Source organism: Mycolicibacterium nivoides (assembly GCF_003855255.1).
GTDB classification, from domain to species: Bacteria; Actinomycetota; Actinomycetes; order Mycobacteriales; family Mycobacteriaceae; genus Mycobacterium; species Mycobacterium nivoides.
This window is the reverse complement of sequence record NZ_CP034072.1, coordinates 28,737-46,569: the sequence shown is the minus strand read 5'-3', so window position 1 is coordinate 46,569 and position 17,833 is coordinate 28,737. Positions and strand designations below refer to the sequence as shown.

At 65.3% G+C, this 17,833-nt stretch carries 18 protein-coding genes and 1 pseudogene; 16 read left to right on the top strand and 3 right to left on the bottom strand.

Annotated features, from left to right (window positions below):
- The first annotated feature begins 1 nt into the window (after nucleotide 1).
- The 5 genes from EH231_RS00260 to EH231_RS00240 are packed head-to-tail and all read left to right on the top strand — an operon-like array spanning nucleotide 2 to nucleotide 4,118.
- Nucleotides 2–904 carry a hydroxymethylglutaryl-CoA lyase gene (locus tag EH231_RS00260; RefSeq protein WP_124711641.1) on the top strand — a complete coding sequence of 301 codons (903 nt, stop codon included), beginning with the start codon at nucleotides 2–4 and terminating at the stop codon, nucleotides 902–904.
- Nucleotides 905–911: 7 nt separating this feature from the next.
- The gene (locus EH231_RS00255) at nucleotides 912–1,523 is read left to right on the top strand and encodes a TetR/AcrR family transcriptional regulator (RefSeq protein ID WP_044519336.1); all 612 of its coding nucleotides are present in this window, start codon (nucleotides 912–914) and stop codon (nucleotides 1,521–1,523) included.
- Nucleotides 1,524–1,543: 20 nt separating this feature from the next.
- Entirely contained in the window at nucleotides 1,544–2,788 is a 1,245-nt protein-coding gene (locus EH231_RS00250) for an acyl-CoA dehydrogenase family protein (protein ID WP_124711640.1), read from the top strand.
- Nucleotides 2,785–3,765 carry a phosphotransferase family protein gene (locus tag EH231_RS00245; RefSeq protein ID WP_090433912.1) on the top strand — a complete coding sequence of 327 codons (981 nt, stop codon included), beginning with the start codon at nucleotides 2,785–2,787 and terminating at the stop codon, nucleotides 3,763–3,765. The genes EH231_RS00250 and EH231_RS00245 overlap by 4 nt, the downstream gene beginning before the upstream one ends.
- Nucleotides 3,762–4,118 (top strand): DUF6285 domain-containing protein, encoded by a 357-nt coding sequence (locus EH231_RS00240; RefSeq protein ID WP_090433910.1) that lies wholly within the window; start codon nucleotides 3,762–3,764, stop codon nucleotides 4,116–4,118. The genes EH231_RS00245 and EH231_RS00240 overlap by 4 nt, the downstream gene beginning before the upstream one ends.
- A 5-nt stretch (nucleotides 4,119–4,123) precedes the next feature.
- Here the strand turns inward: EH231_RS00240 and EH231_RS00235 are convergent, their stop codons facing one another.
- Nucleotides 4,124–4,759, bottom strand: coding sequence for a class I SAM-dependent methyltransferase (locus EH231_RS00235; protein ID WP_090433908.1), 636 nt, complete (start codon nucleotides 4,757–4,759; stop codon nucleotides 4,124–4,126).
- Nucleotides 4,760–4,816: 57 nt separating this feature from the next.
- Between EH231_RS00235 and EH231_RS00230 the strand changes: the two genes are divergently transcribed.
- The 10 genes from EH231_RS00230 (at nucleotide 4,817) to EH231_RS00185 (ending at nucleotide 13,524) form a co-directional block, all read left to right on the top strand.
- Nucleotides 4,817–5,206: a nuclear transport factor 2 family protein gene (locus EH231_RS00230; RefSeq protein ID WP_164480713.1), complete on the top strand. Its 390-nt coding sequence runs from the start codon at nucleotides 4,817–4,819 to the stop codon at nucleotides 5,204–5,206.
- Between the two features lie 38 nt (nucleotides 5,207–5,244).
- Nucleotides 5,245–5,760, top strand: a complete 516-nt coding sequence (locus EH231_RS00225) for a YceI family protein (protein ID WP_090433904.1) — start codon at nucleotides 5,245–5,247, stop codon at nucleotides 5,758–5,760.
- Nucleotides 5,761–5,824: 64 nt separating this feature from the next.
- Nucleotides 5,825–6,223 carry an Rv3143 family two-component system response regulator gene (locus EH231_RS00220; protein WP_090433902.1) on the top strand — a complete coding sequence of 133 codons (399 nt, stop codon included), beginning with the start codon at nucleotides 5,825–5,827 and terminating at the stop codon, nucleotides 6,221–6,223.
- Nucleotides 6,224–6,396: 173 nt separating this feature from the next.
- Nucleotides 6,397–6,765, top strand: a complete 369-nt coding sequence (locus tag EH231_RS00215) for an NADH-quinone oxidoreductase subunit A (protein ID WP_090433900.1) — start codon at nucleotides 6,397–6,399, stop codon at nucleotides 6,763–6,765.
- Nucleotides 6,756–7,310, top strand: a complete 555-nt coding sequence (locus EH231_RS00210) for a NuoB/complex I 20 kDa subunit family protein (RefSeq protein ID WP_036388633.1) — start codon at nucleotides 6,756–6,758, stop codon at nucleotides 7,308–7,310. The genes EH231_RS00215 and EH231_RS00210 overlap by 10 nt, the downstream gene beginning before the upstream one ends.
- Nucleotides 7,307–8,014 carry an NADH-quinone oxidoreductase subunit C gene (locus EH231_RS00205; RefSeq protein WP_090433898.1) on the top strand — a complete coding sequence of 236 codons (708 nt, stop codon included), beginning with the start codon at nucleotides 7,307–7,309 and terminating at the stop codon, nucleotides 8,012–8,014. The genes EH231_RS00210 and EH231_RS00205 overlap by 4 nt, the downstream gene beginning before the upstream one ends.
- Nucleotides 8,014–9,318 carry an NADH dehydrogenase (quinone) subunit D gene (gene nuoD, locus EH231_RS00200; RefSeq protein ID WP_124711639.1) on the top strand — a complete coding sequence of 435 codons (1,305 nt, stop codon included), beginning with the start codon at nucleotides 8,014–8,016 and terminating at the stop codon, nucleotides 9,316–9,318. Before EH231_RS00205 ends, nuoD begins: the two co-directional genes overlap by 1 nt.
- Before the next feature lie 93 nt (nucleotides 9,319–9,411).
- Nucleotides 9,412–10,140 (top strand): NADH-quinone oxidoreductase subunit NuoE, encoded by a 729-nt coding sequence (gene nuoE / locus EH231_RS00195; protein ID WP_090434190.1) that lies wholly within the window; start codon nucleotides 9,412–9,414, stop codon nucleotides 10,138–10,140.
- A complete protein-coding gene (gene nuoF, locus EH231_RS00190) occupies nucleotides 10,137–11,453 on the top strand; it encodes an NADH-quinone oxidoreductase subunit NuoF (protein WP_090433893.1) in 1,317 nt (438 codons plus the stop codon). The genes nuoE and nuoF overlap by 4 nt, the downstream gene beginning before the upstream one ends.
- A gap of 31 nt (nucleotides 11,454–11,484) precedes the next feature.
- Nucleotides 11,485–13,524 carry an NADH-quinone oxidoreductase subunit G gene (locus tag EH231_RS00185; RefSeq protein ID WP_241177857.1) on the top strand — a complete coding sequence of 680 codons (2,040 nt, stop codon included), beginning with the start codon at nucleotides 11,485–11,487 and terminating at the stop codon, nucleotides 13,522–13,524.
- On the opposite strand, the pseudogene EH231_RS00180 reads toward EH231_RS00185, so the two are convergent.
- A pseudogene (locus tag EH231_RS00180) lies at nucleotides 13,414–14,568 on the bottom strand (AMP-binding protein); the annotation flags it as partial. The gene EH231_RS00185 and the pseudogene EH231_RS00180 overlap by 111 nt on opposite strands.
- 127 nt (nucleotides 14,569–14,695) lie before the next feature.
- Complete coding sequence (locus EH231_RS00175; RefSeq protein ID WP_090435370.1) at nucleotides 14,696–14,926, bottom strand: MbtH family protein; 231 nt, start codon at nucleotides 14,924–14,926, stop codon at nucleotides 14,696–14,698.
- Nucleotides 14,927–15,882: 956 nt separating this feature from the next.
- On the opposite strand from EH231_RS00175, the gene htpG reads away from it, so the two are divergent.
- Nucleotides 15,883–17,829, top strand: coding sequence for a molecular chaperone HtpG (htpG, locus tag EH231_RS00170; protein ID WP_090435367.1), 1,947 nt, complete (start codon nucleotides 15,883–15,885; stop codon nucleotides 17,827–17,829).
- Nucleotides 17,830–17,833: the final 4 nt, after the last annotated feature.

The following is a 17,833-nucleotide window of genomic DNA, read 5'->3' as shown; positions in this document are numbered from 1 at the left end:
GATGAACCTGCCGGCGAAGGTCGATCTCCGCGAGGTGTGCCTGCGGGACGGCCTGCAGATCGAGACGCCGATTCCGTTGTCCGCCAAGGTTGCGATCCTGGAAGCCATCGTCGCCACGGGGGTGCGGGAGGTGGAGGCCACGGCATTCGTCTCCCCCTCGAAGGTGCCGGCACTGGCCGACGCGGCCGAACTCGCCGAAGAACTGCACAGGTTTCCCGAGGTGGAATTCTCGGCACTGGTGGCCAGCCCCAACGGCGCCAAACGCGCCATCGGTGCCGGCCTGCGTTCCATCGAGTACGTGGTGTCCGCTTCGGATGCTCACTCCCATGCCAATGTGGGACGCACCTCGGCCGAGGCCACGGCACAGATCGCCGACATCGTGGCCATCGCGGGTGACAGCGACACCTCGGTGGAGCTGATCATCGCCACCGCGTGGGACTGCCCGTTCGACGGCCCGACCGATCCGCAGCGGGTGCTCGACATCGCCTCGGCTGCCGTCGGTTTCGGTGTGAACCGGATTGCGATCGCCGATACCATCGGCACCACCACCCCGCGCCGGGTCAGTGCGTTGGTCGCGAAGGTCCGCCCGCTGATCGGTGACCTGCCGCTGGGCGCACACTTCCACAACACCCGCGGAGCGGGACTGGCCAGTGCCTACGCGGCCGTCCAGTCCGGCGTCACCCGCCTGGACGCGTCGGTCGGCGGGTTGGGCGGCTGCCCGTTCGCGCCGGGTGCCAGTGGCAACATCGCCACCGAAGACCTGGTCTACATGTTGCGCGACAGCGATATCGCCGTCGATGTCGAACTGACCGCAGCCATCGACGCGGCCCGTATCGCCCAGGACGCCGTGGGTCATGAGCTTCCCAGCGCACTGCTGCGGGCCGGCGACCGGATCTTGGGCTGAGGCATCGATGACCGCCGCCGAGCTGGGCACCAAGGGCCGCCAGACGCGGTCTGCCATTGAGTTGGCCGCGCGGAAACTGTTCGCCGAGCGAGGCTTTCACGGCACCACCTTGTCCGACATCACCTCGGCCGCGGGCAAGAGCCCGGCGGTGTTCTATCGGTATTTCACCGACAAGGAGGATCTACTGGCAGCGCTGGCCGAATCGTTCCTGCACGACGTCGTGGAACCATCCGGACTGAATCTGCACCTGCCGGACTCCCCCGACGACACCGACTTCTTCACCACGGTGGTCACCGGCTACTGGAACATCTTCAAGCAGAACATCGGCATCATGATCGCGGTCGCCCAGCTGGCGGCCACCCAGCAGCGATTCGCCGACGTGCAGAACAAGTTCCGGCGGTTCGGCATCGACATCGTCATCGCGTCGGTGCGCCACGCGCAGGAGCAGGGCCACGCTCAAGGACTGCAGCCGGAACACGTGGGCGCAGCCATCGCCTTGTTGTTCGAGAACTTCACCACGGTCTTCGTCGGCCAGTCCGGTCTCGGCATCGAGATCGGCGATGCCGACGCCATCGCCACCTTGTCCACCATCTGGAAGAGAACCTTGTACGGCTTCTGACCCGAGAAAGAGAGATCATCGTGGATTTCGCTTTGCCCGAACATCTTTCGACTGTTCTCACCGAGATGGACGAGTTCATCGAGGCCGAGATCAAGCCGCTTGAGCGTGAACACATGCAGTACTTCGACCAGCGTCGCGAATATGCCCGCACCGACTGGGAGAACGGCGGAGTGCCCGCCCGGGCCTGGGAAGATCTGCTCGACGAGATGCGTCGACGTGCCGATGCCGCCGGTTGGCTGCGGTACGGCCTGCCCGCCCGGTTCGGCGGGCGTGACGGCAGCAACCTGGACATGGCCGTCATCCGGGAACACCTGGCGCACAAGGGCCTCGGCCTGCACAACGACCTGCAGGACGAGTCCTCGATCGTGGGCAACTTCCCCCAGGTGGTCATGATGGACCGGTTCGGCACCGAGGCGCAGAAGTCCGAATGGGTCGAGGCGATGCTCACCGGCAAGCGTTCGATGGCGTTCGGTTTGACCGAGCCCGACCACGGTTCGGATGCCACCTGGCTGGAGACCACCGCGATACCTGACGGGGATGGCTGGATCATCAACGGTCGCAAGCGGTGGAACACCGGAGTACATCGCGCCACCCATGATCTGATCTTCGCCCGGACCTCCGGCGAACCCGGGCAGGCCCGTGGCATCAGCGCATTCCTGGTGCCCACCGACTCGCCGGGCTTCACCGTCCCGTTCTACTGGTGGACGTTCAACATGCCCACCGATCACGGCGAGGTCGAGTTGAACAACGTGCGGGTGCCCGCCGATGCGGTGCTCGGCGAGATCGACCGCGGCCTGGAGGTCGGGCAGACGTTCTTGCACGAGAACCGGATTCGTCAGGCGGCGAGCAGCCTGGGTGCGGCCCAGTTCTGTATCGACCGCGCGGTGGACTACGCCAACCGGCGCATGGTTTTCGGCAAGCCGCTGGCGGTGAACCAGGCCGTGCAGTGGCCGTTGGTGGAACTGCAGACCGAGGCGCAGATGGTCAGGCTGCTTGTCCGTTACGCCGCAACGCAGTTGGACCAGAACCACCACATGGAGGTGTCCGACAAGGTGTCGATGGCCAACTACCGCGCCAACCGCCTGGTGTGCGAAGCCGCCGATCGGGCCATGCAGGTGCACGGTGGCATCGGCTACAGCCGTCACGAACCGTTCGAGCACATCTACCGCCACCATCGTCGCTACCGCATCACCGAAGGTGCCGAGGAAATCCAGATGCGTCGGGTGGCGCAGCGACTGTTCGGGTTCGGCAAGGCCAAGCGGTGAGCGAGGCCGCCCTCCTCGTTCCGCGGCTGGTCGATGTCCTCACCCCGGTGCTGGGCGACGAACTGGTGGTGGAGAACCTGCGCGAGCTGACCGGCGGAGCCAGCCGCACCACCTGGTCCTTCGACGCCGTCACGGACTCGGCTCGGCGTCCACTGATCCTGCGCACCGGCGCGCCCGACGAGATACATGCCGGGATGGAACTGGAGGCCGGCGCCCAACAGGCGGCGGCTCTGGCCGGGGCGCCGGTCCCCCACGTTCTGGTCGCCGACAATTCCGTTGCCGCGCTGGGTGATCCCTTCCTGATCTGTGACTTCATCGGTGGCGAGACCATCGTGCGGCGCATCCAACGCAAGCTCGACGATGCCGGCCGGGCCCGGCTGCTCACCCAGTGCGCACAGGCGCTGGCCGCCATCCACCGAGCCGAGCCGCCCGCGCTATCCGGTCTCGCCGAGCAGGACCAGCTGTCCCAGTGGCGCGAACAGCTCGATGAGATGGGTGATACCACGGCCACTTTCGAGTGGGCGTTTCGCTGGCTGGCCGCCAACCGGCCGCCCGCTTCGCCACCGCGGCTGGTGCACGGCGACTTCCGGATGGGCAATGTCATCGTCGACGACTCGGGCCTGGCCGCGGTGCTGGACTGGGAGTTGGTGCACCTCGGCGAGGTGTACGAGGACCTGACCTGGTTCTGCATCCGGGCCTGGCGGTTCGGGGCCCCGGCCGCCCTCGGCGCGGGCGGACTGGGCAGCATCGAGAGCTTTCTGAACGCCTATGAGGAAGCCGGCGGCGCCACCCTCGACAGGTCCGCGATCCGATGGTGGCTCGTGCTCGCCACGCTGCGCTGGGGCGTCATCTGCCGCTATCAGGCCGAACGTCACCTGAGCGGGCAGACCCGGTCGGTGGAGCTGGCGACGATCGGCCGTCGGGTCTGCGAGACCGAGTGGGACCTGTTGGGTCTGCTGGACGGGAGCAGCTGGTGAGCAACCTGTACGGACGGCCGACGGCGGCCGAGCTCGTCGCCGCCGTCGCCGAATTCCTCGACACCGAGGTGCGCGACAGCGAGACGGTCGCGGCTCCGGTGAAATTTCAGGCCAGGGTCGCGGCGAACGCGCTACGCATGGTCGAACGCGAACTGCTGGCCACCGACACCCCTGGGGCCGCCACCGCCTCGTTCACGGCCCTGGCTGATCTCGGGTTCACCGATGAGGCCGGGCTGGCCGCGGCGATCCGGGCCGGTGAACTCGACGACCGAGCCGACGACGTCACCGCCTGCCTGCGCACCCTGGTACGTCAACGGCTTGCCGCCGCGCATCCGGGCTACGACGAGCAGTGAACCCGTCAGAGCCTGCGGATCCGGGCCAGCCACGCCGGCTCGTCCACCCGGGCTCCGACCTGCTCGCCCAGCGCCTCCGCATGAGCCGCGCCGACCACGCCACGGTACGTCGTGGTGTCCAGGGCCTCCAGTTCCCAGCCCTCGGCGAAGGCCTGGCGGATCACCTCGGCACTGACCTGCGGCCCGAATCCACGGCCCGCGTCGGACAGTGCCAGCACGTGCACCGACGCACCGGGCCGGGCCGCTCGGTGCAGGCTGGCCACATAGCGGGGCCGGTCGGCATCGTCGAAGACGTGGAACAGCGCACTGTCGACGATGGTGTCGTAACGCGGGCCCGGCGACTCGCCCAGGCGGGTCGCGTCGGCGACGGCGAAATTCGCGTCGACACCCCGCTGCGCGGCGTTCTCACGGGCCTGGGCGACGGCATGTTCGGAGAAGTCGATTCCGAGCACGTCATAGCCGAGCCGGGTCAGCAGCATGGTGTGTTCGCCGGCGCCGCAGCCGACATCGAGCACCTTGCCGCCCAGGCGGCCCGTGCGTTCCAACTCGACGATGGCCGGTTGCGGTTCGCCGATGACCCACGGCGCGGAACGGGACTCGTAGGCTTCGTCGAACAGCGAATGTGCGGGCGTGGAGTTCATGATTCGAGTCTGAAACCTGAATAGCCATTGAGGTCAAGCCCTACCGAGGAGCCGATGATGTCCCCTGCCGAAGTCGCAGTCGTCGACGACGTTGCGCACCGACTGTTCGCTGCGATCGAGCGCGGCGACAAGGCGGGCGTGGCCCAGCTGTGGGCTGACGACGTCGCGGTATGGCATACCGGCGACCCGAAGGACAACGACCGGACCCGCGCGCTGAAGGTCATCGACTGGTTCATCAACGCCACCCGCGAGCGCCGCTATGAGGTGCTGGACCGGCAGTTCTTCGACGGCGGACTCGTCCAGCAACATGTCCTGCACGCCGGCGCCCGTGATGGCACATTGATCACACTGCGGGTGTGCATCGTGATCAGAGTGGGTACCGACGGTCTGATCCATCGCATCGACGAGTATTTCGATCCGAAGGACATCGCGCCCCTGTTCACCTGAACGTTGACCTGAACCGAACCGACGAAAATGGAGGTGTCATGGCCACGACCAGCGACATCCTGACCGCAAGCGCCGGAAACTGGACGCTGATTCCGGACCGGTCCACAGTGACGTTCCGGAACAAGACGCTGTGGGGCCTGGCAACGGTCACCGGGAAGTTCACCGAGTTCACCGGTGAAGGATCCGCCGGCGCCGGGGTGAACGGCCGGGTGGTGATCGCAGCGGCATCGGTCCGCACCGGGATCGGTAAGCGGGACGACCATCTGCGCTCGGCCGATTTCTTCGATGTCGAGGCGCACCCCGATATCACCGTGCAGGTGACAGGTTTGGAGCCGTCCGACGACAGCGTGCGGTTGACGACGGTCCTGACGGTTCGCGGAGTGTCGAAACCCGTCGAATTGCCGGTCGACGTGGAGGCCCTCGACGACGGAGCGCTGCGATTGTCAGGCCGGTGTGAGGTTCAGCGAGACGACTTCGGCGTGTCGGGAGACCTGCTCGGGATGGTCGGTCCGACGACGGTCCTGTCGGGTGAACTTGTGTTCACCCGAGTCTGATGCCCCGCAACAGAATTCGCTGAGTTGTCCGGCCTACGACGCCCTGCGCAGTAGCATCGGCGTCATGGCCGGCCCCGCGCCGCTGCACATCCTGGTGTACAGCGACAACCCGCGCACCCGCGAACAGGTACGTCTCGCACTGGGCAAACGGGTGCATCCGGAACTGCCCGAACTGGAATACGTGGAGATCGCCACCGCGCCGATGGTGGTCTCGCGGATGGACGCCGGGGGTATCGACCTGGCCATCCTCGACGGTGAAGCCACCCCCGCCGGGGGCATGGGAGTGGCCAAACAGCTCAAGGACGAGGTCACGAAGTGCCCGCCGATCCTGGTGCTCACCGGGCGGCCCGACGATGCCTGGCTGGCTAGCTGGTCACAGGCCGAGGCGGCTGTGCCACACCCGATCGACCCGATCCGGCTGGGCGATGCGGTGGTGTCACTGTTGCGCACCCCAGTCCAGTAACTTCTCCGCGAATTGCCCTGTTGCCGTTGATTGTTCGCGGCATGGCTGTGGCCGCAGCGACACGCTGCCCCGATATGAAACGATACTAACCAAAATGTGTGGCACAGGCCGCAAACCTCGCTAGGCTGTGGGTTAGCTCACATCGACAGCCCAGCGAGGGAGCGATAAGTGGCATGAATTTATATACGCCCATCCTGGTTCTCGGAGCGATCGCGGCCGTGTTCGCCGTGGGTTCCGTGGGGATCGCGCTCGTGATCGGCCCGCGCCGTTACAACCGGTCCAAACTCGAGGCCTACGAATGCGGGATCGAGCCGATGCAGCCCGGAGCCGCCGGCGTGACCGGCCAGCGCATGCCGATCCGGTACTACCTCACCGCGATGTTGTTCATCGTGTTCGACATCGAGATCGTCTTCCTCTACCCGTGGGCTGTGGCGTTCGACAGTCTGGGTTTGTTCGCGCTGGTGGAGATGCTGCTGTTCATGCTCACGGTGTTCGTGGCGTACGCCTATGTCTGGCGGCGAGGGGGCCTGAATTGGGACTAGAGGAACGTCTACCGGGTGGAATCCTGCTGTCGACGGTGGAGGCAGTCGCAGGCTACGTGCGTAAGGGGTCGTTGTGGCCCGCCACGTTCGGCCTGGCCTGCTGCGCCATCGAGATGATGTCGACGGCCGGACCACGCTTCGACATCGCCCGGTTCGGCATGGAACGATTCTCCGCGACGCCGCGACAGGCCGATCTCATGATCGTGGCGGGCCGGGTGAGCCAGAAGATGGCGCCGGTGCTGCGACAGATCTACGACCAGATGGCCGAGCCGAAATGGGTGCTGGCCATGGGGGTTTGCGCCTCCTCGGGCGGGATGTTCAACAACTATGCGGTGGTCCAGGGCGTCGATCACGTGGTTCCCGTGGACATCTACCTACCCGGCTGCCCACCGCGGCCGGAGATGCTGCTGCACGCAATCCTGAAGCTGCACGACAAGATTCAGCAGATGCCGCTCGGGGTGAACCGCGAGGAGGCCATCCGGGAAGCCGAACAGGCCGCACTGGCCGTCACACCCACCATCGAACTCAAGGGCCTGCTGCGGTGAGCACGGTCAACGGGAGCGGCGAGGGCACCGACGCGGGTACCGATCAGGGCCCCGAGGTGATCGGGACGCGCCGCGGCATGTTCGGCGCCACGGGCACGGGCGACACGTCGGGATACGGCCGGTTGGTGCGTTCGGTGGCTTTGCCCGGCAGCTCCCCTCGGCCCTACGGCGGGTATTTCGATGAAGTGGTCGACCGGGTCGCCGAACTCCTCGGCGAAGAACGCTATGCGGTCTCGATCGAGCGCGTGGTGGTTCATCGAGATGAGCTGACTCTGGAGATCAGCCGGGTCCAGCTACCCGCCGTGGCCAGCGTCCTTCGCGACGATCCCCAATTGCGGTTCGAGCTGTGCCTCGGTGTGAGCGGAGTCCACTACCCCGACGACACCGACCGCGAACTCCATGCGGTCTACCCGCTGATGTCGATCACCCACAACCGCCGGGTCCGGCTGGAAGTCGCGGCGCCCGACGGGGATCCGCACATTCCGTCGCTGTATTCGGTCTATCCCACCACTGACTGGCACGAGCGCGAGACCTACGACTTCTTCGGCATCGTGTTCGACGGGCATCCGGCGTTGACCCGGATCGAGATGCCCGACGACTGGGTCGGCCATCCCCAGCGCAAGGACTATCCGCTGGGCGGTATTCCCGTCGAGTACCACGGCGCGCAGATTCCGCCGCCCGATCAGCGGAGGTCCTACAACTGATGAGCACCGAATCCCCCGTCGTGGTGGTCGGCGGACAGGACTGGGACGACGTGGTGGCCGCGGCCCGCGAGCACGCCGGCGAACGCATCGTGGTCAACATGGGTCCCCAGCATCCATCGACCCACGGGGTGCTGCGGTTGATCCTGGAGATCGAGGGCGAGATCATCACCGAAGCCCGTTGCGGCATCGGATATCTGCACACCGGCATCGAGAAGAACCTGGAATACCGCAACTGGACGCAGGGCGTCACCTTCGTCACCCGGATGGACTATCTCTCGCCGTTCTTCAACGAAACGGCGTACTGCCTGGGTGTGGAGAAGCTGCTGGACATCACCGACGACATTCCGCCGCGGGCCACCGTCGTGCGGGTGATGCTCATGGAGCTCAACCGGATCTCCTCACATCTGGTGGCGCTGGCCACTGGCGGTATGGAGTTGGGTGCGATGTCGGCCATGTTCTATGGGTTCCGGGAACGCGAAGAGATCCTGCAGGTCTTCGAGTTGATCACCGGCCTGCGTATGAACCATGCCTACATCAGGCCGGGCGGGCTGGCCGCCGACCTGCCCGACGACGCGGTCAGCCAGGTCCGGGCACTAATCGACGCGATGCCGAAACGCTTGCAGGACTTGGAGGATCTGCTCAACGAGAACTACATCTGGAAGGCGCGCACCGTCGGTGTCGGATATCTGGATCTGACCGGGTGCATCGCGCTCGGGATCACCGGCCCGGTACTGCGCTCCACCGGGCTCCCCCACGATCTGCGTCGCGCACAACCGTATTGCGGTTACGAGGACTACGAATTCGACGTCATCACCGATGACCGCTGCGACTCCTACGGCAGGTACATCATCCGGGTCAAGGAGATGCGCGAGTCGTTGAAGATCGTCGGGCAGTGCCTGGACAAGCTGGAAAAGCTCGGCCCTGGCCCTGTGATGATCACCGACAAGAAGCTGGCCTGGCCGGCCGATCTCAAGCTCGGCCCCGACGGGCTGGGCAACTCCCCCGAGCACATCGCCAAGATCATGGGCCGCTCCATGGAGGGGCTGATCCATCACTTCAAGCTCGTCACCGAGGGCATCCGGGTACCGGCCGGGCAGGTGTACGTCGCGGTGGAGTCCCCGCGCGGGGAGCTCGGGGTGCACATGGTGTCCGACGGTGGCACCCGGCCCTACCGCGTGCACTACCGCGACCCCTCGTTCACGAATCTGCAAGCTGTGGCGGCGATGTGCGAAGGCGGCATGGTGGCCGATGCCATTGCGGCGGTGGCGTCGATCGATCCGGTCATGGGCGGAGTTGACCGCTGATGAGCGCTTGCGCGAAGAGGAAACCGGGCAGGAGCGCTTGCGCGAAGAGGAGATGGCACGGATGAGCGCTTGCGCGAAGAGGAGACAGCACGGATGAGCGACGTATTCATTCAACTGGGGCAACGCCCCGATGAAGCGGGCCCGCCGATCAACGGGCCCGCCGCGTATCCGGAAGAGGTGACGGTCCGGCTCACTGCCGACGCCGAGCAGATCACCGCCCGCTATCCCGACGCCCGCTCGGCACTGTTGCCGCTGCTGCATCTGGTGCAGGCCGAGGACGGTTGCCTCACCCCCGCCGGAATCGGTTTCTGCGCAGGGCTGTTGGGACTGACCGATGCCGAGGTCACAGCGGTGGCCACGTTCTACTCGATGTACCGGCGCACCCCTACCGGCGACTATCTCGTCGGCGTGTGTACCAACACGTTGTGCGCGATCATGGGCGGCGACGCGATCCTGGACGCACTGCAGGACCATCTGGACATCCACGCCGGGGAAACGACTGCGGACGGCCGGGTCACCCTCGAACACATCGAGTGCAATGCGGCATGCGACTACGCCCCGGTGGTGATGGTGAACTGGGAGTTCTACGACAACCAGACTCCGTCGTCGGCACGGGATCTGGTGGACGGCCTACGCGGCGGGACACCCCCGGCACCGACCCGCGGGGCACCGCTGTGCACCTTCCGGGAAACGGCTCGCACCTTGGCCGGCCTGACCAATCCGCATGTGCCGGGCGGCGCCCCCGGGACGGCCACCCTGGCCGGCCTGCGCGAGGCCCGGAAACGCGGAATGTCCACTCCTGAGGCAGGTCCGATCGCATGACCGCGCTGACCCCGGTACTCAGCCGATTCTGGGACGAACCAGAACCGTGGACGTTGGACACCTACCGCCGCCACGACGGTTACCGCGGGCTGGAGCGGGCCCTGGCGATGGGGCCGGACGACGTGATCGCGCTGGTCAAGGACTCCGGGCTGCGTGGACGCGGCGGCGCCGGTTTCCCGACCGGGACCAAGTGGTCGTTCATCCCGCAGGGTGAAGACGGGGCGGGCGCCAAACCGCATTACCTCGTGGTCAACGCCGACGAGTCCGAACCCGGTACGTGCAAGGACATTCCGCTGCTGCTGACCACTCCGCACTTCCTGGTCGAGGGCGTGATCATCGCGGCCTACGCGATCCGGGCCCGCCATGCGTTCATCTACGTACGCGGTGAGGTGGTGCCCGTGCTACGGCGCCTGCAGGCAGCCGTCGACGAAGCGTATGCGGCCGGATATCTCGGAAACAACATCCTGGGCTCGGGCGTCGATCTGGAACTGACGGTGCATGCCGGGGCGGGCGCCTACATCTGCGGCGAGGAGACCGCACTTCTGGATTCCCTGGAGGGCCGGCGCGGACAGCCGCGGCTACGCCCACCGTTTCCCGCCGTCGCCGGCCTCTACGCGTGCCCGACCGTCGTCAACAATGTCGAGTCCATCGCCAGCGTCCCGCCCATCCTCGTCAACGGTGTGGATTGGTTCCGGTCGATGGGATCGGAGAAATCGCCTGGCTTCACGTTGTATTCGCTGTCGGGTCACGTCAACCGGCCCGGCCAGTACGAAGCGCCGCTCGGGATCACGCTGCGCGAACTGCTCGACTACGCCGGCGGGGTCCGGTCTGGCCATTCTCTGAAGTTCTGGACCCCGGGCGGCTCGTCGACACCGCTGCTGACCGCCGAACACATCGACGTGCCACTGGATTACGAGGGCATGGCCTCCGTCGGGTCCATGCTCGGTACCAAAGCGCTGCAGATCTTCGACGAGACCACCTGTGTGGTGCGGGCCGTACGGCGGTGGACGCAGTTCTACGCCCACGAGTCCTGCGGGAAGTGCACACCCTGCCGCGAGGGCACCTACTGGCTGGCCCAGATCTATGCCCGGCTGGAAACCGGTGCGGGTAGCCGGGCTGACATCGACAAGCTGCTCGACATCGCCGACGGCATCTTCGGAAAGTCGTTCTGCGCACTGGGAGACGGTGCGGCCAGCCCGATCATGTCCTCGATCCAGCATTTCCGTGACGAGTACCTGGCGCACCTGGACGGGGGCTGCCCGTTCGATCCGCACGCCTCGACATTGATGGCGACCGAAGGAGCGGGTGCGTAGATGACTCTCACCGCAGGAAAGGGGGCCGCAAATGACATTGGCTGAGCCGACCAAGGACACCCCGCCGGTGGAGATGGTGTCGCTGACCATCGACGGTGAACAGATCAGTGTCCCCAAGGGCACGTTGGTGATCCGCGCCGCCGAACTGATGGGCGTCCAAATCCCCCGGTTCTGCGACCATCCGCTTCTGGATCCGGTCGGCGCCTGCCGGCAGTGCCTCGTCGAGGTCGAGGGCCAGCGCAAACCGATGGCCTCGTGCACCACCACGGTCAGCCCGGACATGGTGGTGCACACCCAGTACAGCTCCGAAGCGGCCGACAAGGCACAGCGCGGCGTGATGGAGCTGCTGCTGATCAACCATCCACTGGATTGCCCCGTCTGCGACAAGGGCGGCGAATGTCCGCTACAGAACCAGGCGATGTCCAACGGGCGCCCGGAAACCCGGTTCGAGGACGTCAAACGGACCTACCCGAAGCCCATCAACATCTCCGCGCAGGTACTGCTGGACCGCGAACGGTGCGTGCTGTGCGCGCGCTGCACCCGGTTCTCGGCGCAGATCGCCGGAGACCCGTTCATCGAGCTGCTGGAACGCGGTGCGCTGCAACAGGTCGGCATCGCCCCGGGCGAACCGTTGCAGTCGTACTTCTCCGGCAACACCGTGCAGATCTGCCCGGTCGGCGCCCTCACCGGGACGGCCTACCGGTTCCGTGCCCGGCCGTTCGACCTCGTCTCCAGCCCCAGTGTCTGTGAGCACTGCGCGTCGGGTTGCGCCCAGCGCACCGACCATCGACGCGGGAAAGTACTGCGCCGGTTGGCCGGCGACGATCCCGAGGTCAACGAGGAGTGGAACTGCGACAAGGGCCGATGGGCGTTCAGCTACGCGACGGTCGGCGACCGGATCACCACACCGTTGATCCGTGAGGACGGCGTATTGCGGCCGTCCTCGTGGTCGGAGGCGCTGACGGTGGCGGGGGCGGAACTGCTGGCCGCAGGCGCGAACACCGGTGTACTGGTGGGCGGACGCACCACGGTGCAGGATGCCTACGCCTACTCGAAGTTCGCTCGAATGGTGCTGGGCACCAACGACATCGACTTCCGTGCCCGGCCGCACTCCGCCGAGGAGGCAGATTTCCTCGCGGCACGCATCGCCGGACAGCCCATGACGCTGCGCTACGCCGAGCTGGAGAAGGCGCCGACGGTGCTGCTCGCCGGGCTGGAGCCCGAAGAGGAATCCCCGATCGTCTTCCTACGACTGCGCAAGGCCGCCCGCAAGAACGGCCAGCAGGTACTGGCGGTGGCACCGTTCGCCAGCCGTGGGCTGACCAAGATGGCGGGCACCCTGGTTCCGACCGTCCCCGGGACCGAAGCTGCCGCACTGGATGCGCTGGAGACCGACGAGCGGCTGCGACGCCCCGGCGCGGTGATCCTGGTCGGTGAGCGACTGGGCACCTCACCAGGTGCGCTGTCGGCCGCGCTTCGGCTCGCCTCGGCCACCGGCGCCCGGCTGGCCTGGATTCCCCGCCGGGCCGGCGAACGCGGCGCCCTGGAGGCCGGTGCCCTTCCGAACCTGCTGCCCGGCGGGCGCCCCGTCGACGACGCCGAGGCCCGGAACCAGACCGCCGCGGTGTGGAACTCATCCGACCTGCCCGACGCCGCGGGCCGCGACACCGGTGCCATGTTGGCCGCGGCCGCCGACGGACGGCTCTCGGCGCTCATCGTCGGTGGCGTCGAGGTCACCGACCTGCCCGACCCGGCCACGGCGCTGGCTGCGCTGCGCGCCACTCCGTTCGTGGTGAGCCTCGAACTGCGCGAGAGCGAGGTCACCGAACTGGCCGACGTGGTCTTCCCCGTGGCGCCGGTGGTGGAGAAGGGCGGCGCATACCTCAACTGGGAAGGCCGGATTCGTCCGTTCAATCCGGCACTGCAGACCAACGCGATCCCCGACCTGCGGGTGCTGCAATACCTGGCCGACGAGATCGGCGTCGACCTCGGCCTGACCGGACCCGAAGCCGCCGACGCCAAGGTGCACCAACGGCAGCCCGATAGGGCTCGCACTACCGAGGGCATCTGACTCGCAGATCTCACGGAACGACGCATGCACCGTCGTCTCGGTAATCCCATACATATTGATCATCCGGGGCGAACCCGGATGTCGATCCATCCATGCGCGAAGACGTTGAGGCTCAAGGGCTTCCCCACCGAAAACCACCGTCTCCAACTTCAACTGCCCACCCGGCCCAGGCTCCAGCGCATCAACAGCCTGCAGCGCATAGAACGCCGACGGCGTCTGGCTCAACATGGTCACCTGTTCGGCGATCAGCAACGCCAGCAGGTCTTCTGGCGCCCGCGTCACCACCTCAGGCACCACCACCAACCGACCACCAAACAGCAGCGCACCCCAGATCTCCCACACCGAATAGTCAAACGCCAACGAATGACACTGCGTCCAAACCTGACCCGACAAACCAAGCTCAGCATCAAGCGTGCCCAACAACCCCGTCACATTCCGATGAGTGATCGCCACACCCTTCGGCACACCCGTTGTCCCCGACGTATAAATCAAATACGCAACATCATCAGCCGCCGGCATCGGCAACCCTGCACCCTGCTCGGCGCCACGACCGACATCGTTGAGATCGATGACGTCCACATCGCACCCGGCGAAGCGGCTGACCAACTCCGTCGTCGTGACCGCCACGACCGGTTCGGCATCAGCAAGCATGAACTGAATCCGCGAATCAGGATGCATCGGATCGATCGGCACATACGCCGCCCCCGACTTCAACACCGCGACAATCGAAACGATCGCATCAGCGGAGCGGGGGAAGAGCACTGCCACTCGCTTGCCCGGGCCTGCGCCCATTCCAATCAACCAGTGGGCCAATTGATTCGATGCATGGTCAAGTTCGCGATAACTCATCGAGCGACCCTCGAACGTCACCGCCGACACCTCAGGCGCGCGAGCCACCTGCGCAGCGAACACCTCCAGAATCGACACCGACGAAGACGCCGACTCGGTCAAGGCCGCCCGATTACCCCACTCGAACAGAAGGTCGTGCTCATCCTCATCCAGAAAATCCATCGACGACAACCGCCGCGTCAGATCGGCGGTCACGACGATGCCTCCGCATCGTTGATCAACCGAACAACGCTCGCCCCGCGATAGACACCGGTGCGAAACTCCACCGTCCCTCCAATCCCCGCAGACTTACCGGCCCCACTCCGGTTCGCCCCCGCGCCCGTTACCTATCGGAGCCCTGGCTCTGCGCCAATCTGTCGCGCAGGCTCTTCGGCCTGATATCCGGCCAGTTCCGCTCTATGTAGTCCAGACACGCAGCGCGATCCGCTTCGCCGAACACCGCCTCCCAGCCGGCAGGTACGTCGGCGAAGGTCGGCCACAGACTGTGTTGCTCCTCGTCGTTGATCAAGACGAGAAAGCTGCCGTTGTCGACGTCGAACGGGTTGACGCTCACCTGGTCCTCCCCACCGCCGAGTCGACCAGCGAAAATCAACGATCAGGACGCCGGGCGGCTACATACCACTTGGCGTCCAAATATCCGTCTTGGCCGACTACAGCTATGGAATGTCTGGTTGCAGAGCGTCAGCATATCCACTTCGCTTTGGCAATGCGCAGAAATCGGCCATCCAGCAATATCCCGTTGCTGCCCTTCCGCACTTCAACGCCCCATTTGTCACGTGCGCAACTTTCGGGCAAATTCACACCGCCCTCATCCCGACTGAACCCGACTCGCGCGCCATGCGCAATTCAGCGATTCGCCATGCCGAACACCCCGGCCGTCGACCCGCCGGCGCGGGCGACACGACGATCGTTCGCAACCTGCACCGAAATGCTCCGCGAGGCTGCACCCCAGATGCAACCCCGATAGTCCTGAACTGCACCGAAATACAGGAATTCAGGGTTCTACGGGCGGCGGCAGTTCGTGGGACGCGCACGACAATGGTGTAGTTCAATCCAGCGAATCGGACTGGACGGCAGTGGAACCGCACACCCTGCGGCATGCCCGGTGGGGACGGGAAGTAGATAGCTCTTTCAATCGATTGGCAAACCTGACAAGGTACGTGTGCGCCATGCCCACGGCGTGCCTCCAGGCCGCATTGACGAATATCGAGTTAGCCAAAAGCGCCCACGGACCGGGCGGGGTACATCGTCTGCGTCAAAATTTGCGACTGCAAGAACTGGCAAATTTTCGATGTCACAGATTTCCAGCAATCTCACATCAAGACCGAATTCGGACCACGCGCAAAAGGCCGTTCATGGATTGGAGGCGTTTGGGGGCCCTGAGGGCAGCACGGCGGGTGAAGTAGGTCCGGTCCAAGCGCTCCGTGTATGGCTGACCCCTGAGCCGCCGACAGGTCGGTATTCTGCTCGGAGGTATCCAACGTAGGTCGATCTGTGGGATGGAATCACATGTCTGCACGCGTCGAGCAGCTGGAGTTTCAGGCTGAGGCACGCCAACTCCTGGAGCTGCTGGTCCACTCCGTCTACTCCGACAAGGACTCGTTTCTGCGGGAGCTCATCTCGAACGCGTCCGATGCATTGGACAAACTGCGCCTCGAGACGATGCGGAACAAGGACCTCACAGCCGACACCTCCGATCTCCACATCGACATCGAGGTGGCGCACGCGCCCCGGACACTTACCGTGCGCGACAACGGTATCGGGATGACGCACGACGAGGTCGTGGACCTGATCGGCACTCTCGCGAAGTCGGGAACCGCGCAGCTACGTCAGCAACTGCGGGAAGCCAAGAACTCGGCCGCCTCCGAGGAATTGATCGGGCAGTTCGGTGTCGGCTTCTACTCCACGTTCATGGTGGCCGACAGGGTTGAACTGCTCACCCGCAAAGCTGGTGAAAGCGGGGCCACCCGATGGGTATCGAGCGGCGACGGCACCTACACCATCGAGTCCGTTGACGACGCACCACAGGGCACGACTGTCACGCTCCATCTCAAGCCCGAAGACGTTGAGGATCAGCTTCACGACTACACCGCCCAGTGGAAGATCAGAGAGCTCGTCAAGAAGTACTCCGACTTCATCGCCTGGCCCATCCGAATGCAGGTCGAGCAACGGACGCCGGCCACCGAGGATGGCGGAGCGGACAACGTCTCGGTCGAGACCCAGACCCTGAACTCGATGAAAGCGTTGTGGGCCAAGCCCAAAGACGAGGTCTCCGAGCAGGAATACCACGAGTTCTACAAGCACATCGCCCATGCCTGGGACGATCCACTCACGGTCATCTCGATGAAAGGCGAGGGTACCTTCGAGTACCAGGCGTTGTTGTTCATCCCCTCGCACGCCCCGTTCGACCTGTTCACCCGGGACGCCGGCACCGGGGTTCAGCTCTACATCAGGCGCGTCTTCGTCATGGGCGATTGCGACGAACTGATGCCCAGATACTTGCGCTTCGTCAAGGGCGTCGTCGATGCACAAGGCATGTCGCTCAATGTCTCTCGGGAGATCCTTCAGCAGGATCGGCAGGTTACCGCCATCCGGCGCCGACTGACGAAGAAGATCCTGTCGACCATTGCAGACCTGCAATCAGGGAAGCCAGAGGACTACTCCACGTTCTGGACGCAGTTCGGCGCGGTTCTCAAAGAAGGCCTGATGTCGGACCCGGACAACCAGGACACGTTGCTACGGGTTTCGTCATTCTCGTCCACACAGAGCGACGACGAACTCACCACGCTCGCCGAATATGTCGAGCGCATGAAAGACGGTCAGGAACAGATCTTCTACGCCACCGGACCGTCGCGTGATCAACTTCTGAAATCCCCGCATCTGGAGGCTTTCCGGGCCAAGGGATACGAGGTGCTGTTGCTCACGGACCCGGTGGACGAAATATGGGTCGGATCGGTGCCGGAGTTCGACGGCAAGCCACTGCAATCGGTCGCCAAGGGTGAGGTCGACCTCGACTCCGATGCCGACAGGGCAGACCACGAGGCCGAGCGCGAGGCTGAGCAGCAGGAGTTCGCCGACCTGTTGGCCTGGCTGACGGAGACACTGGGCGATCACGTCTCGGAAGTGCGACTGTCCCATCGACTGACCGAGTCTCCGGCCTGCCTGATAACGCCCTCCTTCGGCATCACGCCCGCTCTGGCGCGCATGTACCGAGCGTCCGGGCAAGTGATTCCGACGGGCAAGCGGATACTCGAGCTCAACCCGAAGCACTCGCTCGTCACCGGCTTGAGAGAGGCCCACGCAGCCGAAGCGGACGTGCCAGAAGCGAACATGCACCGTCTGGCCGAGACTGCCGAACTGCTGTACGGCACGGCTCTTCTCGCCGAGGGCGAGGTGCCCGAGGACCCGGCCAAGTTCGCCGGGCTACTCGCCGACCGCTTGGCACGCACTGTGTAACTCG